General features: G+C 35.2%; 22 protein-coding genes. 15 read left to right on the top strand and 7 right to left on the bottom strand.

Features of this window, described 5'->3' with window-relative positions:
* Positions 1-453: 453 nt before the first annotated feature.
* The 5 genes from NC797_RS07190 to NC797_RS07170 all read left to right on the top strand — a co-directional run bounded on the left by NC797_RS07190 (position 454) and on the right by NC797_RS07170 (position 3,975).
* Positions 454-1,332 (top strand): tyrosine-type recombinase/integrase, encoded by an 879-nt coding sequence (locus tag NC797_RS07190; RefSeq protein ID WP_272436096.1) that lies wholly within the window; start codon positions 454-456, stop codon positions 1,330-1,332.
* 95 nt (positions 1,333-1,427) lie between these two features.
* A complete protein-coding gene (locus NC797_RS07185) occupies positions 1,428-2,036 on the top strand; it encodes a hypothetical protein (RefSeq protein ID WP_272436095.1) in 609 nt (202 codons plus the stop codon).
* Positions 2,029-2,691: a hypothetical protein gene (locus NC797_RS07180; protein ID WP_272436094.1), complete on the top strand. Its 663-nt coding sequence runs from the start codon at positions 2,029-2,031 to the stop codon at positions 2,689-2,691. The genes NC797_RS07185 and NC797_RS07180 overlap by 8 nt, the downstream gene beginning before the upstream one ends.
* A gap of 1 nt (position 2,692) precedes the next feature.
* Positions 2,693-3,556 carry a hypothetical protein gene (locus NC797_RS07175; RefSeq protein WP_272436093.1) on the top strand — a complete coding sequence of 288 codons (864 nt, stop codon included), beginning with the start codon at positions 2,693-2,695 and terminating at the stop codon, positions 3,554-3,556.
* Positions 3,557-3,588: 32 nt separating this feature from the next.
* Positions 3,589-3,975, top strand: a complete 387-nt coding sequence (locus NC797_RS07170; protein WP_272436092.1) for a hypothetical protein — start codon at positions 3,589-3,591, stop codon at positions 3,973-3,975.
* 176 nt (positions 3,976-4,151) lie between these two features.
* On the opposite strand, the gene NC797_RS07165 is transcribed toward NC797_RS07170, so the two are convergent.
* Together NC797_RS07165 and NC797_RS07160 are read right to left on the bottom strand one after the other, a co-directional pair.
* Entirely contained in the window at positions 4,152-5,009 is an 858-nt protein-coding gene (locus tag NC797_RS07165) for a ThiF family adenylyltransferase (protein WP_272436091.1), read from the bottom strand.
* The gene (locus tag NC797_RS07160; RefSeq protein ID WP_272436090.1) at positions 5,009-5,977 is read right to left on the bottom strand and encodes a hypothetical protein; all 969 of its coding nucleotides are present in this window, start codon (positions 5,975-5,977) and stop codon (positions 5,009-5,011) included. Before NC797_RS07160 ends, NC797_RS07165 begins: the two co-directional genes overlap by 1 nt.
* A gap of 628 nt (positions 5,978-6,605) precedes the next feature.
* Between NC797_RS07160 and NC797_RS07155 the strand changes: the two genes are divergently transcribed.
* Positions 6,606-7,844 carry an IS110 family RNA-guided transposase gene (locus NC797_RS07155; RefSeq protein ID WP_272436089.1) on the top strand — a complete coding sequence of 413 codons (1,239 nt, stop codon included), beginning with the start codon at positions 6,606-6,608 and terminating at the stop codon, positions 7,842-7,844.
* Between the two features lie 169 nt (positions 7,845-8,013).
* Here the strand turns inward: NC797_RS07155 and NC797_RS07150 are convergent, their stop codons facing one another.
* The 5 genes from NC797_RS07150 to NC797_RS07130 all read right to left on the bottom strand — a co-directional run bounded on the left by NC797_RS07150 (position 8,014) and on the right by NC797_RS07130 (position 11,812).
* Complete coding sequence (locus NC797_RS07150) at positions 8,014-8,649, bottom strand: hypothetical protein (protein WP_272436088.1); 636 nt, start codon at positions 8,647-8,649, stop codon at positions 8,014-8,016.
* Positions 8,642-9,199 carry a hypothetical protein gene (locus NC797_RS07145; RefSeq protein WP_272436087.1) on the bottom strand — a complete coding sequence of 186 codons (558 nt, stop codon included), beginning with the start codon at positions 9,197-9,199 and terminating at the stop codon, positions 8,642-8,644. Before NC797_RS07145 ends, NC797_RS07150 begins: the two co-directional genes overlap by 8 nt.
* A gap of 17 nt (positions 9,200-9,216) precedes the next feature.
* A complete protein-coding gene (locus NC797_RS07140; protein ID WP_272436086.1) occupies positions 9,217-9,561 on the bottom strand; it encodes a hypothetical protein in 345 nt (114 codons plus the stop codon).
* 43 nt (positions 9,562-9,604) lie between these two features.
* The gene (gene dnaN / locus NC797_RS07135) at positions 9,605-10,741 is read right to left on the bottom strand and encodes a DNA polymerase III subunit beta (RefSeq protein WP_272436085.1); all 1,137 of its coding nucleotides are present in this window, start codon (positions 10,739-10,741) and stop codon (positions 9,605-9,607) included.
* Between the two features lie 96 nt (positions 10,742-10,837).
* Positions 10,838-11,812 (bottom strand): Rad52/Rad22 family DNA repair protein, encoded by a 975-nt coding sequence (locus NC797_RS07130; RefSeq protein WP_272436084.1) that lies wholly within the window; start codon positions 11,810-11,812, stop codon positions 10,838-10,840.
* Between the two features lie 419 nt (positions 11,813-12,231).
* On the opposite strand from NC797_RS07130, the gene NC797_RS07125 reads away from it, so the two are divergent.
* The 9 genes from NC797_RS07125 to NC797_RS07085 all read left to right on the top strand — a co-directional run bounded on the left by NC797_RS07125 (position 12,232) and on the right by NC797_RS07085 (position 20,980).
* On the top strand, positions 12,232-12,483 hold the full coding sequence (locus tag NC797_RS07125; protein WP_272436083.1) for a helix-turn-helix transcriptional regulator: 252 nt from the start codon (positions 12,232-12,234) through the stop codon (positions 12,481-12,483).
* Positions 12,452-13,939 (top strand): hypothetical protein, encoded by a 1,488-nt coding sequence (locus NC797_RS07120; RefSeq protein ID WP_272436082.1) that lies wholly within the window; start codon positions 12,452-12,454, stop codon positions 13,937-13,939. Before NC797_RS07125 ends, NC797_RS07120 begins: the two co-directional genes overlap by 32 nt.
* 200 nt (positions 13,940-14,139) lie before the next feature.
* Positions 14,140-14,469, top strand: a complete 330-nt coding sequence (locus NC797_RS07115; RefSeq protein ID WP_272436081.1) for a DUF4258 domain-containing protein — start codon at positions 14,140-14,142, stop codon at positions 14,467-14,469.
* Positions 14,470-14,507: 38 nt separating this feature from the next.
* On the top strand, positions 14,508-15,794 hold the full coding sequence (locus tag NC797_RS07110) for a DUF3854 domain-containing protein (protein WP_272436080.1): 1,287 nt from the start codon (positions 14,508-14,510) through the stop codon (positions 15,792-15,794).
* 203 nt (positions 15,795-15,997) lie between these two features.
* Positions 15,998-16,828, top strand: coding sequence for an Rpn family recombination-promoting nuclease/putative transposase (locus NC797_RS07105; RefSeq protein WP_272436079.1), 831 nt, complete (start codon positions 15,998-16,000; stop codon positions 16,826-16,828).
* 414 nt (positions 16,829-17,242) lie between these two features.
* On the top strand, positions 17,243-17,617 hold the full coding sequence (locus NC797_RS07100; protein ID WP_272436078.1) for a hypothetical protein: 375 nt from the start codon (positions 17,243-17,245) through the stop codon (positions 17,615-17,617).
* Between the two features lie 96 nt (positions 17,618-17,713).
* Positions 17,714-18,043 (top strand): PrgI family protein, encoded by a 330-nt coding sequence (locus NC797_RS07095; protein ID WP_272436077.1) that lies wholly within the window; start codon positions 17,714-17,716, stop codon positions 18,041-18,043.
* Between the two features lie 14 nt (positions 18,044-18,057).
* On the top strand, positions 18,058-18,951 hold the full coding sequence (locus tag NC797_RS07090; RefSeq protein ID WP_272436076.1) for a TraC family protein: 894 nt from the start codon (positions 18,058-18,060) through the stop codon (positions 18,949-18,951).
* Positions 18,911-20,980: a VirB4 family type IV secretion system protein gene (locus tag NC797_RS07085; protein WP_272436075.1), complete on the top strand. Its 2,070-nt coding sequence runs from the start codon at positions 18,911-18,913 to the stop codon at positions 20,978-20,980. The genes NC797_RS07090 and NC797_RS07085 overlap by 41 nt, the downstream gene beginning before the upstream one ends.

Below are 20,980 nucleotides of genomic sequence, written 5' to 3'. Positions count from 1 at the left end.
GGACATGTTGTATTTACTAAAGGAAAATACAAAGAAAGTACTTGATAATTTTGTCGTTGGTTTATCAGTTGTAGTCACAATAGCGGCCATCATGCTAAACTTTTTAAATTAAAATTGTGTGTATAGATCAAAAAGCAAAGCCCATAATTCGGGTTTTGCTTTTTTAGATTTTAAGAGAAATTCCTAGACAATACGAGGGGAATGAATATAATACCCCTTAGTGACCAAGTAGCGTTTAGGTGAAGGATTTTAGGGTATTGGATTACTCTAAAATCCTATAAGTAAATGAGCGCGGTTCACCAAGAAAGATAAGGTTGAACTTTCAAGTGCAAAATAGCAAGTTAAAAATGACAAAAATACAAAAAAATTTGCTAACTTTGGTGTGAAGTAGATGTTGCTAACTGAGAGGTGGTATATTAATTATAAGTAGCAGAAAGGGGAGGTGATTTCATTATGCCTTTTGGATACACGAAACATTTAGAGGACCAAGGGAAAAGTCAAGGTACAGTTGCTGGGTACTTGAAGACCATTGATATGTTTTTTGTTTATCTCGATTCAGTTTACGGAAAACAAAAGGAAATTTATGAAATTTCCCCTAAAGATATAAAAGGGTTCTTAGAAGCGAAGTTAGCATCTGGAAATGAAGTTAAAACTGTTAACAAACACTTGACGATACTAAAAGGATTTTTCGATTACTTATGGAAAATAGGTAAAGCTCCCATAGATCCAGCAGTGAAAATCCCCAGATATAAAGTAGGGGAAGAGAAGCCTAGCATATTAATGTATGAGGATTTATTAGATATCCTTCCACAGGTAATTCATAATCCAGACTATAATTCCTTACGTAAAACGATATTTATTTTAGCAATAAAAGGTTTACGTAGCTCTGAATTTCAAATACCAAAAGAGAACGTTATTGATAAAAACAATATAATTGAAATCATGCTTAAAAAACATGTTGTACGATTAGAGGGAATAGAAGCTGAAGAATTCTTATCTTATTATTTTGAAGCACAATTAAATGGTTCCAATTACCTTTTCATTACAAGGAAACATGATGACTCGATTGTACCTGTAGAGAATATGTCTATCTACATGCACTTAAACGTTATCTCAAACGATTATGATTTTCCTACAAAGCTAACTTTAAACTCAATTCGCCATGCTTATGCTTATTATCTTTACACAAAAGAACGAATGACCATTGAACAAATAGGTAACAAACTTGGAATAGAAAGTGAAAGTGCAGCAAATCTTGTTAAAACAAGCCAAGAAAGACATAGGAAAGGAAAAGAATTACTTGAAATAGAGGCGGAAAACATAGTAGAATAAACCTTATAAATTAATATTAAGGGTAAGAGCCCAAATAGCACTGTCTATAACTGTGTCTATTTGGGCTCTTTTTGTGCAAAGGAGGATCATTTAATGTGAATATGAATTTCTCAGATAAATCGAGTGCTTTGAAAAACTTAGTAATTGCTTCATTGATAAGTGAAGGGGAACTTTTAGATATCAATGGAGAGTCAGAATTACATGTACCCTTTACGAGAGAAAAGTCCGTGTATCTGTACAATTACTTAAGAAATAATAATCTGAAAGAATACGTATCGGTGGAGCCTCGAAAAGAACAGTTTAAGATTAATTTAAATGAAGAATTAAGATGTCTTGTGAGCAAATGGTTTATCAAGGGAACTAAAATTTTTAGCAAAAATCTGGGCCTTTTATTAAATTTCAATGCCATAATTCTTTGTATTAATCTTTTCGGCACCCGAAAATTAGAAGGTATTGGCATATCTACCACTGTTCATAAGGACTTCTTAAAAACACTTTCGTATTGTATCGAAAAAATGCTTAGTTTATCAGTAATACCAGGGAAGAATCAGTTGAAGATACCAGAAGTACCCGTTTTATTGTTAGAAACAATGGATAAGATTTCAACTATTGAGAGTACAGAGATCGCAAATTATTTAACTAATGCAGAAAAAAACAAGTTAAGGGAAGCCATATTCCATAAAGGTGGAAAAAGTTATGTATAAGAAAGGGATAAGCATATGGTTATTAACTATTATTCTTTTAGTTGGATGCAATAGTGATAAATTGGTAGATAAGGCTAAAGAAATGAATTCAACTAACGATGAAACGAATCAGAAAGTAGAGAAAGAATTAAAAGAAAAAAATGAAGAGTTATACAAACAATTAGAGCGTCCATTAGACGAGGTTATTCAAGATAATGATTTAGATCAAGTCGAAGTGATAAAGAATGAAGAAGACGTACAAGTAAAAACTTCTTATTCTAATGCGAACGAATTTGCTAAATACGCGGGAAAACAGTTATATATGTTTCAAACTTTAGAATTAACTCCAAACGGGTTTTATGAATTTTTAAAAAGCCATGCTTCATCATCAAGGTTAAAAAAAATGGTTAAAGAAAAAGATTCAGCTATATTGGTTTTTACCAATGTTCAGTCTTTATATAAACAGAACGGAACACCTAATTCTTATCAATTGTCTAAAGTGAACTTTAATCGAAATAAAAGAGAGGGGTATTTTTATAGAAAAATAATTAAAAATACTACTGAAGAATTCTATATAACTACTATTGTAAAAGAAGATGGTGTCTGGAAGTTCGAAGAAGATAGTCCCTCACCACCGTTTGAAATTAAAGAAACGTTAAATAAGGAGGATGAGTAGAATGATTGAAACGGCAAATAAAGAAGATCTTTTTACCTATACCGAGAAAAAACTAAGCTCTCATTTTCAAAATAGCGGTGAGTTCAATAGATTTTTTAAAGTGATGTATGATTATTATTCTAATAAACTCAATGTTTTTATTAAAGTTGAGGATAAAGAAGTATATGAATCCAAGTTATTCCAAAGTGCTAAATCCCAATTTTTTAATGGATATTACATAGTACGGGAATTTCTAGCAGATGAAAATACTAACTTACCAGATGAATGGTTATCTCAGCCGGAAGGATTTATTACAGAAGAAATTCCAGGAATCATAAAATCTGCAGCTGGAAATAATTTTGAGGAAGTTATTTTATCAGAAGATATGCACAATCTGATACTATGGGCAGTAACTAGATATGAGGATTTACACGCCCTTTTAAAACAAACAGCCTTTGATATCGTTTGTTTAGGGGCAAAGCAAGCAATATTAGATGAAAGAGATAATAAAGGTATCCCAAAACCTCAAACAGCTATCCCAGGCTTACTAGGTGATTTTGACGACTTTATGTTTTTAACTCCCCAGCATTACTTTCAGGCAGAGGTGAAAACAGATGAAACCGAAATCTGGTCACTCAACTGGTGGTCCTCATTGGCCAAAGAAGATTCAAAAGCTGGCGAAGTAACATTAATAAAGATTCCTGGTGAAAATAACGTACAATATGCACTTAACTTATATTTAACTAAAGAAATCGATGAACACGAGAGGGAAAGGATACTAGCACTTCTGTTAATGACTTTAATGGATAAAAATGATATACCTAGAAACGATATTATGGTTCGATTTGCAGTGGTGGAAGACTTTTATATTTTAGTACAAGAATGATAAGAGGATCAATAAATGAAGGCGGTAATACCATGTATGAAGAGTTGTTAAAAGCTATTAACTTAAATAATAGGGTAATCTTTTTAGGTAATGTAAATGCTGGAACATCTCAAGTTATGAAAATCTTATTGTCGATGAATGTGATTGAAAATAGGACGCTGATAGAATTTGAAAAAGATATCGAGTTTATTAATAAAAACCTTATTACAAACCCATCTATTGAATTCAGACCTTACAAAAGCTATGTAGAAATTCCGAGTATAATTGATAGCTTAGAAGGCAAACCTTACATGGCTGTTGTGAATACGGAAGAAGAGTATAGAGAGAAACCTAATTTCAATACTTACATTGGTCAAGCGTTCGATAAAGCCGTATATTTTAAAGGAGCAAATGACTATTCCATTAATGATGTAGGTTAAGGATGATATAATTATGATATACAATGAAGGACGATTTAGTGTCGGGTTGTTAAATGCTTTACTATTAAGTATCCCTTTATGGATGTCCATATTGGGATGGTTCAACATTCTAAACAACTTCTTAAATGGATAGTAAAAAAAGAGCCTCTAATTATATTAGAAGCTCTTTTTTACTATTAAACTGGTTGACTTTTCATATAACCTTTTTTAGCGTGGAAGAATGTAATGTGATTGGAAATGGTTCCATTTTCAAACAACTGGTTTAAGTATGTAGATACTCCCATTGCTGCCATACGATTAGTTAATAACCGCTGTGGGTCACTAGCCACCAATTCAGAGCAAGCAATTTGAGAGGGAGCTATCTCATCCTTATCTTCCAAAATGTCCGGGAACACTTCTCCTGTAGGAGAAAGTAAAGTCTCTCCATTGAGTTTTAAACCACAAACAATTTGGCCACTCCATCCGCTATTTTGGTATGCCTCTTTTTCTTTATCTTCCCAGTCTTTCATAGGGCGGTTAGGGAAATCATTAGGAACATTAACACTTTCGTTTCCTACATCAATATATAAGACACGTCCCGCCTCTTCAAAGAATTGGTGAAAAATCTGACGGGAATAGTTATTATCTACACATCCTATAATAACAGGTAAGTATAATACTTCTCTTGAATATCCGATTTGTTGATAATCGGTATTGAACAGCCCCTTAAGTGAAGATACATCTTCAATATAAGATTCAGAGAAACTACTAATCCCAATATTATAAGCTGCTCGATAACGTCTAGCTAATACATCCGCTTTCTTTTGCCCAATATCTCTTTCGACAAAGAGTTGATTTTTTAAATTTTTGGCCTCAACTAAATCAGGATCAGCAATTAAATAATGTCCCCTTTGTTTAAAAATAGAGAGCATCTGCGCAATATGTTGAACCAGGGGTCCACCAGTTCCGCCAACTCCTATTTGGATAATGAAGGGGTATAATTGCTTTCGCGTGGTCCCAAAATCCGGTTTTAATAAGTCTATATGATTACTCATCACACAACCTCCACAACGTGAAGGTCATGTTGAGTATCCATTATAGAAAACGGATTCTCAAATATAGACCAAGGGTTTAATTTGATATGCAAACCACTTTCTATATTAAAGGTCCTCACCGTGATTTCTGGAAAAAACTTATCAAGTCTACCCACTATTGCATACAAAATAGGGGCTCTTTCACTTTCATCATCCTGGAGAGACGGAGATGGACTCATTTGATGGTGAGAGTGTATTTCCATACATTTCACACATCTTTTTTCCAATGTTTTTAAAGCAGTATCTATTGGATCTTCCGTAACTTCTACCCAAAGATGATGTACCGTCTGTTTAGGTATATCCATGAAAAACTCTTGAGTATCCAGGTCAAAATAAATATCTGCATGAAATTCTGTGCTATATTCATCAGAATAATATTTAGAGATAGATATAAACTCACGGAGAATATTAAAAGGAATCTTATGAAAAGAAAGTAAAGGGCCCGTATGGGACTCTTTACTTTCATCATTTACAGAAAGACCTTTCTTCTTTGCTTGAAGGATAACAGAAACAACATTCTTTTTCTTGATGTAAACAAGTTGTGCTCCTGTTTCCAATACTGGATAATCCTTTTTCAAGCGATTTTTAAGGTCGTTCTCCTTAATTTTTCTAAATTCCTTTTCTCCAGTTTCCTTATTTTTCTTAGCCAATCCGTTTGTCAATTCTTCTAGAGTGAAGTAATCCGTTACCGAAATAACTTCGGTGTAGAAGTAAATAGTAGTCTGATCATTTATTTCAAACGTATCACCAGCTGAGCTACTTTTAGTTGACGAGGAAGAACCAGATTTCTTTTTCAATTCTTCCGCTTGCTTGGCTGCTTCTGCTTGCTTTTCTAATCGTTCCTGTTCCTCGCGCTTTTTCTTTTCGGCGTACTCGTCCTCAATCCCGAATAGTGAAAAAATATTTGTTTGTTCTACATTATTATTCATTTTTCTCCTCCTCGTATAATATGTTTAAGAGCTCATCTTAGAGGAATTTCCAGTTGGATCCGGATCCCCTTGAAGGCCCTCTTCGCATTTCGCGAAATGTTTTTGGTTTATAGGTAATGAGAAAGTCATAGCTTCCTCATTCACATAAGTTTTTGTTTTTGCTTCACCCGTGAATGGGGAAGCGTGACAAACATGTTGTATAGATTGTTCCTTAATTAAGATCGCAGATGAGTTTTCTCATACTGCTTATTAAAGATACCCAAAAATAAAATAGGTGGAATGGCGGAGGATGGGGGAAGCCCCATTTCAATACTCCGTCATTTTTTAATAGTTTTCTTTTTTTTAATAGACTTTCAGACCTGCCCATAGGACAATGATTGGGACAGAACTTTTTTAGGAGATTGCTTCTCCTCCTTGCGGCCATATTGGACTGCTTATTTAGCCTGCTACCCGTCGTTCATCACGAAAGGTCTAACCACTGGATGCGCCGTTCAGAATAAGGAATGTAGCGATAAATGGTCTTTTTCTGAATCGAGTGCTAATAACGAGGCAGACATCGATGATTCCGATGGGCACCCAGGTCTGAAAAAGTTTTGATTATTAGATACCACCATAGGAGGTGATGGCTATGTCTCAATTGCTTGTCGGTTTAGACGTGAGTATGAAGTCTCATCATGTCCATTTCATGAAAGAAGATGGTACTTCAATTACTGATTTTTCCGTTTCAAATGATGAACACGGGGCCGATACCCTGATTCAAAAAATGAAAGAAACGGCGGAAAAAAATCAAATACGTCAATTAAAGATAGGTTTAGAAGCTACGAGTAATTACGGTTGGCATGTCGCACATTATTTAAAAGAACAACTTTCTTCAGAGAAAGAAAATATATCAACATCCATTTATGTGCTCAATGCACGTAAAGTCGCTCGCTTCAAAAAAGGCTACGATACCTTGCCTAAAAATGACCGAATAGATGCCTGGGTGATCGCTGACCACCTGCGATTCGGACGACTGCCTAATGAAATGAAAGATGCCATTCACTATGAAGCGTTGCAGCGTCTTACCAGAACTCGGTTTCATTTAGCGAAAGAAATTGCACGAAATAAAACGTACTTTTTAAATCAATTATTCATAAAGTTTAGTGGCATGCGTCAAGACAATCCTTTTTCCAATACCTTTGGAGCGACTAGTCTCGCGGTGATTCAAGAATTGGAACCTGAAACGATTACGAAGATGTCCCTACAGGAATTAGTCGATTTCATCCAAGAGAAAGGGAAAAATCGATTTCAAAATCCCGAAGAAGTGGCCAGTTACTTACAAAAAGTCGCCCGCTCTTCTTATCGGTTAAATAAAACGTTACAAGATCCAGTCAATCTATCGATGACGGTTATTATCAGCACCATCCAGCACATGGAGAGCCAGATCAAACGCTTAGATAAAGAGATAGCCAAGCTCATGAAAGGGATCCCACAAACGTTAACTTCCGTTAAAGGAATTGGAGACGTTTATGCAGCTGGTCTAATTGCCGAAATAGGCGATATCAAGCGTTTCAAAGACCATCATGCCTTAGCTAAATATGCAGGGCTCGTATGGAATCAATATCAATCTGGCGAATATGAAGCAGAAGAAACCAGTCGCATGAAAACAGGGAACAAATATTTACGCTATTATTTGGTTCAAGCTGCAGATTCCATTCGTAGAAGCGACAGTGACTATAAATCGTTTTACCAAAAGAAATATCAAGAAGTAACCAAGCATCAACATAAAAGAGCTCTCGTCTTAACCGCAAGAAAATTAGTACGATTGGTTTTTTCGCTACTAAAAACCAATCAATTATATATTTCACCCGAAAGGAGAGGGTCTTAAACGATACTCACCTTTCATCCGATGATATTCTTACATCCATTTTTCGGAAAATGTTGTAAGGTTTCTTTGGTGTACCCTTTTTTATGGTTAAGACGATATAGAGTAAAAATAATTTCCAAATCTTTATGATTTTACTCTTGACTATTTACCACTGTGCTAGAAATTTAATTTATTCTGCATTCAGATTGAAAAACTCTTTTACAGTTGAGTTCATTGGTATGAGCAAATCATCATCAAACTCTCTATCTATAAATTTATTAAATAACTCACTTAATCCCGCTCCAGCCAGTGACATAGTTCCATAATCATCTCCGAAGGGAGCAGCAAAGAATAGGTAATGCACAGAATCCAGTTGAGACAGACAATCTATCTTCGGAAACTGATTAGTACCCATGCAAACCTCTCCTGAAGAATGATGAACATTAGAATAAGGGAAATAAAATACTCCTGTATTTTCATTAATTCTCCCGCTATCTTTCACCGCAACAATTTTTAAGCTACGAATTGATTCACCTACAATACTGTACTTGAAAATCATACGAGGGAAACCAATAGTTACTTGCTTTTTGCGATATTCCACTGGTATTTTTCTCTTTGGTAATTCAATCAAGACCTCGTATCCTCTTATAGTAGATACGAGCTTTATACAATTATTCGGTAATATAGGTGTCTCATGTCTAACTCCATCAGTGGAAGAACTAGATAGCGACTTAATAAAATCGCTTAAAGACATTTTATATTCACCCAAAATTACACCGTTTGCTTGCTTTTGCGTAATATCAACAAGGTCTGTAAAACTACGCAATCTGTCTGTTATCCTGATTAGGAATTCCATCTGGTTCACTCTCCAATTTATTAATTAACTCGATAGCCTTTTTCTTCACCTCGACTAAAGAGGAAGCTAATTCATGCAGCATTCCAGGGAACCATACAAGAGATGCTATACCATTGTTTGCTGGTAATACATCAAAGGTAGCTTCTGTATAGTTGTCTTGATGAGAAACTCTATCTACAAATTCATTAAATTGCTCTCCAAGTTTACTGTTAAGAACCTTCTCCAAAATCGGGTCTTTCATAATTAGTGTGTATTCTGGAGCGCCTTCATTCTCGAAAAGTTCTCTATAAGAGTCTTCATACTCAATATCCGTGTCATACCATTCCACATCTCTAAACAATTGCTTTGCTCCTTGATGAAAAATATCTAAGGAAACATCCATTTGATAATTAATATCAACCATGAATGTCTTTACAGCGAATTGTTTTACGTTTACACCTACGTCATGAAATGTTTTTAGCATGGCCAGATTGGAGATAGAGTGTTCTAAAGACGTTTTTTCGTAAATATCAATCTCCACTTTAAATTCCTCCTCTATCAGATGAATATTTCTTCTTCATCAGTTGAATAGATTTTATTTTTAGCATGGAATAGGTCGAAAATAGCGTGCTCCACACGGTTGTAGATAATAAAAGGGTTATGTGGATCTACTATAAACACTTCTTCTCCTTCATCTATTGGAGCTAGTGCGATACATTCCATAGCTTCTAGGCAATAAATCACATCATGATAAGAAAAACTGTCAAAATCGATATCCTCAATGAAATCATGATTCCAAACATTTCGGACAACATTAACCTTACCGGTTTCAACTTCGGTTTCTACAGCTTTCTTTTGATGTTTTTTGATCATCCTCTCAAACTTAGAAATATCAAAGTCCATTTCTTCATCTCCTTGATTAGAAGGGGAGCGTAATAACACTCCCTCAAGATTCAATAGTGCGAACAGGTAATATTAGCTGTACTTCCTCTAAATCAGAAGTATCAGACGATGGGGAAAGTAAGAATGGACGCATACTATCGGTATACTTAAAGTCCACTTCCTCACACTCCAGAGCCTTTAACGAGTCGATGGCGTATTTAACCGCAAAAGATATGGTAAATCCATCTTCACCTTCTAGAGACTCATAAGGAATATCAATCCTACCTTTACCTGTTTGTGCTTGATGGCTGGATAAGCATGCTTCCCCGTTAACATGGAGTTTAGCTGTTCCTTTTGTATTGCCATCTGAAGCATTCGCAATATCATAAATCTGTTCTAATCCACTGAGAAACTCTTTTCTATTAATCCTCATGTTCGCTTTAAAGTCGCTGGGTATTAATCTGGATGTCTCTGGATAGTTGCCCTCAATTAATCTGGTTAAGTAAATGGTAGGACCATTACGAAAAGCAAGCAGTTGTCCATTATCGGCAAACACCTCAACCTCATAATCCAAATCAAATAGCTTAATAGCATTTTCCAAAGACTTTGCAGGCACTACCAGTTGTATATCCGCTGAATTTGATGTTTTATGCGTTACTCGCGAAAGTCTATGACTATCTGTAGCGACTAACTTTATACAATCACCTTGAATATCGCAAAAAACACCCTTTAATACTGGTCGAGTATCTTTGTCACTAGCTGCAAATGCAGTCTTTTTTATAAAGTCTTTAAACTGATTTCCATTAAAAACAAGAGTGGGTTTTTCCAAATCAACTTTTGGAAACTTTGGGTATTCTTCCGGATCTAACCCATTAAGATCGAATTCACCTTTTCCAGACCGGATAGTAGTTGTAAATCCATCCAAAGTAAAAGTTATCTCTTTTCGTGACTTTTTCACGATATCGACAACTTGTTTTTGGAGAACAGTTTTACCTGTTTCATAAACCTTTACGTTTTCACCATCTACTGGAATACAATGACTAATCGTTTCGTTAGTGTCAGAACCGGTTAATTTAATCTCTTGTTCAGTAACTTCCATCAATATCCCTTGTAAAATAGGTAAAGTTGATTTTGCAGCAATAACCTTCGATACTTTAGTAAGACCCTCTACCAATACTGCTTTTTTGACATCAAATTTCATTCAAAATTCCTCCCAAAAGTTTTATATTTTTACTTTCAAAATAAAGAAAGCACAAAAGAGGGGAGATAAACCCTTCCTTTGTGCTAACTCTCTATGCTAAGCGGAATGTTGGTTATTTCGATTAAGAAATTCCTGCCTAGCAATTTGTATAATCTTTTTAACTTCCTCTCCGTTAAGATTGAAGAAAAGGCTCATTAAATTATCAACCTTCATATTTGTCTTAACGATTTGTGCATAATTTACAATCTCATCAATACTAATTTGGCTTTTTTGAGCAGCAGCACAGATATCTCTAACAGGTTTCAAAGCATTATAATAATTGCTTAGTTGACCCATAGAAGCTTTCTGTTTAATATCAGCCGGATTTTGAATACTAGAGTTGTTCGCTTTATTGAATATACGAACAATGTAATCAGGTTTATCACTTAAACCAACTTGATACTCGAAACGATTTATAAAAGTAAGAAGTTGATTCCTATCCGGTTGACCATTTGATTGCTGTTGCCCTTGTTGACTTTGGTTTGGATTCCCTCTCTTGGTATTTCCCTGTTTTCCTTTAAAACCTTCAGGCAAGGCCCAATCTGGAAGTTTTGGATCATTCCAGGAACCTCTAATATTCTTCTTCTTATCTTGATAGAAGTTATTCCCTTTACGTGTATCCTGGAAGATTTCAACACATTCTTCTTGAAGGTTATACAAGTACCTTCCGATTCCCCATTGAACAGCTGCTCTTTTTAAAGCACTACTCAATCCGCCTTTTGTTGCTTCGACATTGGTTAAATCAGCACCATCCCACTTAATTCGAGACTTACTATCAGAAAACCAAATCCGAATACCACATATAACTCCATTATGAAGCGTTTGGTATTCATCTTCCCAATTAGCAATTCCTAAAACAGTGTCCAGACGGTTCATAATGGCACGACTCTCAACATAAGGAACAACCCAGGCATATACTTTGTTGTTGGATTGAAAGCCCCTAGTAACACGCCATTCAATGTCTTCAGGTGGAAACGGTTCAGCCAATCTCCTTTGTATTTCCTCCATGTTCATACAATTTTCTTCACCCAATATAAACACCCTTTCAAAAAGTTTTTTATATTCACCCATCCAAAGTCTTTTAAACGCAAAAAAGCCTTTGAAGTTTCATGTATTACAGACGCACGTATGGCATCTATAATATCCATGAACCTCAAAGGCTCCTAATTGTTTAATAAATAACCCGCTAACCTCATAGAAGGTTGCAAAAAACTTAAAATGAAATGAATATAATAATAGTATATATGATTAATATAAAATGCTCAATCATTTATTTTTAGGACCAGGTAAAGATTCAAGTCTTTTTTTTAAAGATAGAGTTGTGCTATACTAATAAAAACGAATTCACAAATAAATTATATTAAGCGATAACCGCTAACAGCCCACTTATTATGGGATTGTTGGCGGTTTTTTATTTTTCTATATAAAAAATAGCAAGGTGGTTTTGCATAGTGATAACTCAATTTGAAGAAATAAACGAAATAGAAGACGATCATGAAAGATTAATTATTCTCCGCAAGAGGTTAGGAAAAACTCAATACCAACTCGCAATGGAATTAGGCTATTCTGAAAGCTATATAGGACAGGTAGAGAATTATAAACAACCTTTTAGTGATAAGTTAAGAGCCCGAATAAACCATTACTTGGTGCAAGAGAAGGTGAAAGAAAAGGATGCAACAGATCTTTTTAGCAATTTCGGATAAAACCTATTTAGAAGAGATTAACAACAAGCTGAAGCATGATGAATCCATGACTCTAAGTGAAATTAACACTATTGAAGAACTGGATAACACATTAAAAGAGGATTACTTTCTTATTATAGTGGATGAGGGATTTGTTCCAGAATTAAAAGACATTAAGGATAAAGTAAAACATGGTGAGGTATGTTACATCAGTTCGAAATATCAAGATAAAACAGCGAAAGGGGATAACCTCATTTCCACTTGTACAGATCTCCAAGGATTAAATAAATGGCTACATGCTTTACGCCTGACAAATCCGGAAGTAAGAAGATCCAATATACATAGGAAACCATCAACAGAACAACCTTCGTCCGACAAAAATAAAGCCAAAGATAAGAGTGAAAAAGAAGTAGCGGACACTAAAGATAAGGATGAGGAAACAAAAACTGATATAAAAGAAACCAAAAAGAATAACACAACTAAAAATAAAAAAATTAATGAAGCACAACCATCAATAGAAGAGGCAGAAGGCAACGAAGTAAATAACTCTAGCCCGGTAGATGTAAAAGAACCATGGCCTGAAATTGATAAAAATGTAACGGAGCAAATCGAGAGAGACAGTAAGGTTATTAAAGATTATGAAAGGGATATGGATTTTATAGAAGTATTTGATGAAGCTCCATGGGGTACCAATCGAACCGTTGGGTTTTGGTCACCTTTACATCGAATGGGAGTTACATCCTTGGTTATGAATTTTGCTATATATATGGCTAAATACAATATCCGTATAGCTGTTTTTGAAGATATAACACGTTATCCCTCTATGAGGGAGGTATTAAAACGGTATAACTCTATGCCCGAAAATTGGAGATCCTTTTTAGCTGTCTTAGAAGATAAAACCATTCACCCAAAAAAATCAGTATGGCCATACAAGGGAGTGAATTGGCTACCTTTAGATGAATGGGAATATGACAAATATACCTGGGATGAATACCATCTTAAGAGATACATGAGGATAGGGAAGAGGTTTGATTTTCTGTTGGTTGATTTACCTGCAGGGGAAATGTCCCCAGAAACGTTAAAGACCTTAGAATATTTAGATGAGCTTTGGATTGTTACAGATGGCACTTATGAACAAGTGGTTGAAAATTACTCGGAGTTTCAATCTATTCTAAAGGAACATAATGTAGAGACAAAATTAGTATTTAATAAGCATTATCCAAAAACCAAGGAAAGAAAAAAACCAAAGGAAATTGACTATAACGTTATTGCTAAAATTCCTGATATCGGAAAAGAGATGTATTTAAACAAATTCGATAAAAAACCTCTTATCGAGAAAAAAGCAGTGTACGAGCAATTAGAAGAATCATACGAAAAACTTTACCAAGAACTAAAACAACACTATGAAATGAGGAAGCGAACACCTACATTACTTTCTAAGATATTTTCAAAAATACTTTCTAATTCAGCCCATTGATTTACCAAACTATTGATTAGAGGGGAATACTAATGGTATAGTTTAATCAATTAATGCTTTTATTCTCTTTTTTTGCAACCTATAAATAGGTTAGCGGGTAAATGATTAAACTAGAGCGGTCTTTGGACTGGTAGAATGCACTCTAAGTGTGCAAAAAATCTACTTCCAGAGACCGCTTTTTTTGAATGGAGGTGAGAAGGGTGAATGAGATTAAACTAAAAGATCTTAAGAAAGTGCTTATGGTGAATGTTGGTTATATCCGCTTAGGTTCCCATACAAAGAGGAGAATGAATAAAAGAGGTTATACAAAAGGGGATATGGTTAGTGGAGTAATGACTGGTGAAATAGTAGAAGTGCAATATGGCTTTAATTATGAGCTGAGGAAGAGCTGCTTCACTTATGTTGTAGAAGGTAAAGATACCAGTGGCAATCCTATTGTTATTGTTGTTTCCGAAGAAGGTAGATATAAGTTTCTGGTAGTAACTGTCATGCCTCCTACTGATCGCAACAGATTTATAGATTGCATTTAGGGTGAGTTGAAAAAAACGTTAAGAAAGGATGTTTATAATTGAGTAGAGGTATGCGAAGAACGCGTATTCCTGGGTGGTATGAGTTTAGCCGAATTGCATGTCCTATATGTGGTCATGCTGGGGGGTGTATGCAACACAAGGATGGTAATGCTATTGCATGTATCCGAATAGAAAGTGACCGGTACTTCAGCAAGAATTCTAGTCTTCCCTCTTATCTTCACTTTTTGAAAGGTGATAAGAAGAGAAAAAAGATTAATGATAACTTAGTAGAGTCACATCAAGGGGAAAAGAAGAAAGGTGACTTAACACTCCATAATGTGTACACTGCGATGTTAAGTTATTTGGATTTAGATACTGATCATTATGAGCATCTAACTTCCCACAAAAGAAGACTTACCGATGAACAGATTGACGAAAGGGAGTACCGCTCCTTTCCTGAAAAGCCGTGGTCTATTGTAAAACAAATGCAACAGGATTATGGACTTGACAACTTCAAAGGAGTTCCAGGTTTTTATGAGGAAGAAGGGAAGTACGGGAAATTTTGGTCTTTAACCAGTATGAATGGTATTTTGATTCCCTTCCGGAATTATAAGAAACAAATTGTAGGTTTTCAATATAGAATAGATAACCCACCAAATGATGTGAAGGTACAGGATCGTAAACACGGACTTCGTGCGAGGGTTATTAAACAGCCTAATATCGTTCAAGTGCATTATGAAGGGGAAATTATACTTGAACAAGAGTTTGAATTAAATAAGCCTATTACAATTCAATATAATAAGAATACAGGAGCTTTAAACGATATTCTTGGTTGGGTAACTTTAAAAAAAGGAAACCGCTATTATTGGCTTAGTTCAGCTAACAAACCTAAAGGTACTGGTTCTGGTGATCCCGCTCCAGTGCATGTTTCTGTACCTTTAAAAAAATTCTCTCATTGGGAAACAGGGAAAACGTTAAAAGCAAAAAAAATATGGCTCTCTGAGGGTCCATTAAAAACCGATATCGCTAGTGACTTAATAGGAAAGGTGCTTAAACCGGAAAAAATAGAAGCCCATGGAGATACCTTTTTAGCACTTCCTGGAGTAAATGCTTGGAGACTAGCCCTTCCCATTATGAAAGAAATGGGGGTAGAGGAAATAAATTTATGTTTTGATGCTGACGTGGTTAGTAATATCCAAGTTAAGACTATTCTTATGGAGTGTACGAAAGAATTAAAAAAAGAAGGATATCATGTAAACATGGTAATTTGGAATGAAAAAGACGGAAAAGGAATTGACGATTTACTTTTAAACAACAAAATTCCTCAATTTAAATCCCTTTTCTAAACTCCTTGTGTTGTCCAGTGACATTAAAGATAGTAAATTTACAATAAAGTTGGTAATTTTACATTAAGGTCAGTAAAGAAATTGCATTTAATAAGTCCCGATGGCTGTTTCAGCGAATCGGGATTTTTTTAGAATTCAGCCAACTAACCATAATGATAATTAAGAGAGAATATGGTAAAATATATGTATTCAGGAGGTTCCAAATGAATCGATTAAACCCATTGAATGACTTTTTATTCAAGAAATTGTTCGGAGATGAAAAGGATAAGGATATTCTTATAGGATTTTTAAATGCAATACTCAATTCAGATATTGTAAATTTGACGATTGAGAAGGAAAATCTAGATAGAATTAACAAAGAAGAAAAGTTAGGGATTTTAGATATAAAAGCTAAAACAAAATCAGGTGAAAAATTTAACATTGAAGTTCAATTGTTAAATCAAAAGAATATGATACCAAGAACACTCTTCTATTGGTCAAAGCTTTTTGTGGAAGACTTTGAATCAGGTAATCCTTATTCATCACTTCAAAAAACCGTGACCATCAATATTCTTGGGTTTAAAATGGAGGAATTACGGAATGAATATTTTCATTCCACTTATAATTTACGTGAGTGTCAATCTAAAAACTTATTGACGGACTTGCTAGAAATCCATTTCATTGAGTTTCAAAAATTCGAGGAAATAAGCTATAATGTGAATAATCCCTTACATCGCTGGTTATTATTTTTAAAAGAGGATATTCCTGAAAATAAGTTAAGGGAGGTTATCAGTATGGATGTAATTCTTAATAAAGCTGAACAAAAATTATTAAAATTAAGTGCTGATCCTGAAACTAGAAAAGAGTATGAGCGGAGAGCAAAAGCTCTTTCGGATGAAAGAAGCAGATTAGAGGATGCTGAAAATGCCGGGATTTTAAAAGTAGCCAAAAGCCTACTTGATAACGGTATGCCGCTATATGAAGTATCCAAGCATACACCTTATAATGCCGAGGAATTAGAGCGATTGCTTAAAAGATATAATTTAATACAATGACCCTTCCACCAGTAATCTGGTGGTTTTTTTGTTATTAAGCATTATTTTACGCTTTTATTTACCAACTTTAATGTAAATGGAAATTTTGTGCTTTCGAATAAAACCCGTGTTATTATAGGGTTTTGTATTTACCAACTTTAATGTAAACGAACAATAACGCCCTAAAAAATGTAAAAATAGTACACAACTTTATTTTTATAAAACATCCTATGCGCTGCGTAGGAGTTTTTCTTTTTCATAGAATAATAGTTGCATTTTCTCTATAAATCTACTAACATAAATATATAGTAATTATATAATTAAATAGGTACGGGAAAACCCCGAAAAGATCATGAATATGCTGGCAGCAGCATTATTTCATTCGTGATTTTTTCGGGGTTTTTTTGTTCCCAAAAATAAGGAGGTGGCATCAATATGATAGCTAACAAAACAAAAAAACTGTTCACTCTGTTAAGTCTTATGGCGGTTCTTACATTTAGTCTTGTCGTTGTAAGCCCGGAGAGTGCATTTGCAGGTGCTTGGAATAAAGCGGGCATCACTCCCGACGGAAGCATCGAAAACAGCGGAATATATGATGATTTGGATAAGTTGGTATATTTCGTGATGGCTTTAGGAGGATTTTGGATACTGGCGTGTCTAATCTTCGCTGGTATCAAGCTAGCAGCTTCCCAAGGTAATCCCCAAGGAAGAACACAAGGGTTTATCGGTTTAGGAATGGCATTCATTGGCGGTTGGGTGATAATGAAAGCATATGACATAGCTGGATGGATCGCCGGCTTTGGTGCTTAATACATAAGTCACCAGCATTTATAATCATTAATCAGATTCATTCGCCCCTCTAGTACTTAGAGGGGTCTATTTTTAGAGATAAGTAGGTGAAATAGCATGAGAAAAGTAACCGTTCCTATAGATATGTCAAGTGAGCAAAAAACGATATTGGGTATTTTTTCTAAACGGCAATTGATTTACTTGGTTGTTGGTGGGGCAATAATTTACTCTTATATACCCTTCGTATTTAATCTTATTCCTAACTTCTTTGTTAGCATCTTTCTATGTATATTCTCCGCATTACCAGTTGCGGTTTTAACAGGAGTTTTAGGTTTCCTAAAAAAATCAAAATATAATCTTAACTATGACCATTACTTACTCATTAAAATGGGATACAAAAATCAGATTGGTGTATGGAGAAAAGGCCCATTCACAAAAAATCAATAATCGGAGGGATATAGGTGTCAGAACTTCTAATAATGGGGTTGTTCGGATTAGCCATTTATGTGTTTGCACGGAAAATGGAAAAAAAACCAATCCTCCCCTGGAAAGAAAGCAGTCATACCAGTGAGGTAAAATTCACGGCTAAGAAAGAGAAAATGAATAAACATTCCATTCCTTTAGACCAGGAACCGGATATCTTTCGCAATTTATTGAATGAAATCAAGGAAATTGATAGCCACATGATCCGACATAAAGACAATACATTTGTCCTCATGGCCGAAGTTGAGCCGGTTAACTACTTTTTGTTAAGCCAAGATGAACAAGAAGCAATCGATGTAACCTTCGAAAGATGGTTAGCTCAAACCAATTATAATATTCAATTCTATCTGCAGAATAGATATATTGATTTATCTGAGCCAATCGAAGAAATGCGTAAAAGCATGATAGAGGCGGATGATTTGCACGAAAATGCTATTCAATATGGAAAATCCATGGTTGAGGAATTGACGAAATGGCAGCAGGTCGCACCTCGGTATGAAACAAAGAGATACTTATTGTTCACTTATAAGATAAATCAAAGTGAGCTCACTGCTGATAGTAAAGAAGAATTGGAAGAAAAGACGGTAGATAAAGCCTTTTCGGAACTTTATAGAAGATTTAATACAGCAAAAAGCCAGCTCCGGAAGGCAAGAATGAATGTCCAACTTTTAACCAACGAAGGGATTTGCGAGGTTCTATATCATACTTTCAACAGAAGAAAAGCTATAAAGAACAGATTTAAAGACTTCGGAGTAAATGAAATGCTTTCTCTTTATGTAACAGCGGATCAAGATGATGCAAGAATAGAAGCCGTCAAGGAGGGATATGACAATGAAACTTCTAAAAAAGAAACAGACGATAAAGCAAGTTAAAGAACAAGACGATAATATTTCAAATCAAAATGAAGAACAGGCCAAGACTCAATTAGACACTAAACCATCTATGTGGGATGTGATGGCACCAGATGGTATAACGATAAATTCAGAAGATCACGGGATTATGAAACAATCACTTGGTACTAAGACTTACTTTCGACCTTTTTACATACCAAGAGATGGCTATCCAAGAAAAATGCAAACTAACTGGTTATACTCAATCACTTCAAGTGGTGAATCGGATGTGCTCGTAGATGTTCATAAAGTAGGGAAAACAGACGCTATCCGTACACTTCAAAGACAGTTAACAATGCTACAGTCTAACCTTTCGTTTCAGAGAAAGCGCGGTAATATCGATCAGATTAATGAATTAGAAACCAAAATATTCGACACTGAACAACTAATGAATGAAATCCAGTTTTCCGAAAATGATACGTATTCTGTTTCTACACAGGGATTACTCTTTGGTCAAAGCGAAAAGGAATTGAACGCTTATAGTGAAGCGGTTGAAGATGAAATGTCTGGACAATTCTTTAAGTTGGCTACCACATGGAGCCGTGTAAAGAAAGGGCTCAAAAGTGCAATTCCGATTGGTAAAAATGAAATATCAGATTCATTAAGAAACATGGATCGAAGAGCGCTCTCTACGTTTTCTCCTTTTATTAGTGGTAGTGGTAAATATATAGGTGGTGTACCGTTAGGAATCAACAAAATTACAGGACAATTAGAATTCATCAATAGTTTTGGAAATGAAGAAGTACGTCCTCAAAACTACAACATGGGTATAACGGGTATCCCTGGTTCTGGTAAATCCCTAGCCATGAAATTAAAAATAGCAAGAGAGAAAAGTGGAGCAAATGTATGGGCATCCATCATTGACCCCGAGGGGGAATTTGTTTCGCTTACTAAGCGTTTAGGCGGTATTAACTTAAACATTAGTGAAGAGGAAGCTATCTGTATAAATCCATGTGCAGTAAGTGCTACAGATCTACCCATTGAAAATGAGGATGAAGAGCTGGAATGGCTTGAAGAAAACGATGATAAAGAAGTAGTCACAAAAGATGGAAAAACTTATGTGCGATTTGTTCCGCTTCGTGAAAAGCAGAATGAGATTCTAAGTTTCTTTGACATTGTTATACGAGGAAAAAATAGTGAAGAGGAAGGCTTGACGGTCTTTGAACGTAATTACCTGGAAGAAGCCGTTAAATATGTATTTGAAGAACAGTTGGGGTTCACTTCGCACCCATCTTCTCTTTATGAAAATAAAGTAGCAGAAGTGGATGGCCAACTTATACAGTCTCAGGTTAGGAAACCTGAACCAACTATTAGTGATATCTACAGCTATATAACAGGTCAATTTAGTAAAGAAAAAAGAGCTGCTCGATTAATAGCAGCTATTCGCCCTTTCTTGAAAGATGGAAGTAAACCTATTTTTGATGGACAGACCTATCTGGGGAAAGGGATTACTCAATCATTAAATAGTGCAAGGTTAATCAACTTTAATATCAGTCAAATGGAAGAAGGTTTTCTAAGACCAATCGCTTATCACGTTATCTTGAATTACCTTTGGGAATATTTTGCTAAGAACAGTGACAATGCAACAAAGAAAAAATATATATACGCTGATGAATTATGGCAATTCATAGATAACGAGCAAACAGTGAGTTTCTTTGAGAAGGTGGCCAGACGTGCCAGAAAAAGAAACTGTGGGTTGTGCTGGGCAACACAGGACTTTGTTCGAATCCTTGAAAGTCCTAAAGCACGAGGTATTTTATCATCTACTTTCACTATTTTATTTATGCAGCAAAACAAGATTGATTTAAAGAAAGTACAGGAGAATTTTGATTTAAGCGATGGGGAAATTGATATCTTATTCGGTAACCCAGATAAGGGGGAAGGGATACTCCGTATTGGAAAGAGTTCAGTATGGCTTCAGACTAATCCTAGTGAAGATGAATTAACGTTCATCGAATCAAACCAAGCTGTACTTGAGCAAATGTTACAAAGGAAAAGACTTAATCAATAA

Origin of the sequence: Terrihalobacillus insolitus, from assembly GCF_028416575.1 — a bacterium.
Lineage (GTDB): Bacteria > Bacillota > Bacilli > Bacillales > Amphibacillaceae > Terrihalobacillus > Terrihalobacillus insolitus.
The sequence above is the reverse complement of the archived record's forward strand: the minus strand, read 5'-3'. Positions and strand labels throughout refer to the sequence as shown.

Bases quoted from the DNA above. Each gene is read 5' to 3' on its own strand.
- NC797_RS07190 (WP_272436096.1), top strand. From the start codon at position 454: ATGCCTTTTGGATACACGAAACATTTAGAGGACCAAGGGAAAAGTCAA.
- NC797_RS07180 (WP_272436094.1), top strand. From the start codon at position 2,029: ATGTATAAGAAAGGGATAAGCATATGGTTATTAACTATTATTCTTTTA.
- NC797_RS07175 (WP_272436093.1), top strand. From the start codon at position 2,693: ATGATTGAAACGGCAAATAAAGAAGATCTTTTTACCTATACCGAGAAA.
- NC797_RS07170 (WP_272436092.1), top strand. From the start codon at position 3,589: ATGTATGAAGAGTTGTTAAAAGCTATTAACTTAAATAATAGGGTAATC.
- NC797_RS07165 (WP_272436091.1), bottom strand. From the start codon at position 5,009: ATGAGTAATCATATAGACTTATTAAAACCGGATTTTGGGACCACGCGA.
- NC797_RS07160 (WP_272436090.1), bottom strand. From the start codon at position 5,977: ATGAATAATAATGTAGAACAAACAAATATTTTTTCACTATTCGGGATT.
- NC797_RS07155 (WP_272436089.1), top strand. From the start codon at position 6,606: ATGTCTCAATTGCTTGTCGGTTTAGACGTGAGTATGAAGTCTCATCAT.
- NC797_RS07140 (WP_272436086.1), bottom strand. From the start codon at position 9,561: ATGGACTTTGATATTTCTAAGTTTGAGAGGATGATCAAAAAACATCAA.
- dnaN (WP_272436085.1), bottom strand. From the start codon at position 10,741: ATGAAATTTGATGTCAAAAAAGCAGTATTGGTAGAGGGTCTTACTAAA.
- NC797_RS07120 (WP_272436082.1), top strand. From the start codon at position 12,452: ATGCAACAGATCTTTTTAGCAATTTCGGATAAAACCTATTTAGAAGAG.
- NC797_RS07105 (WP_272436079.1), top strand. From the start codon at position 15,998: ATGAATCGATTAAACCCATTGAATGACTTTTTATTCAAGAAATTGTTC.
- NC797_RS07100 (WP_272436078.1), top strand. From the start codon at position 17,243: ATGATAGCTAACAAAACAAAAAAACTGTTCACTCTGTTAAGTCTTATG.
- NC797_RS07095 (WP_272436077.1), top strand. From the start codon at position 17,714: ATGAGAAAAGTAACCGTTCCTATAGATATGTCAAGTGAGCAAAAAACG.
- NC797_RS07085 (WP_272436075.1), top strand. From the start codon at position 18,911: ATGAAACTTCTAAAAAAGAAACAGACGATAAAGCAAGTTAAAGAACAA.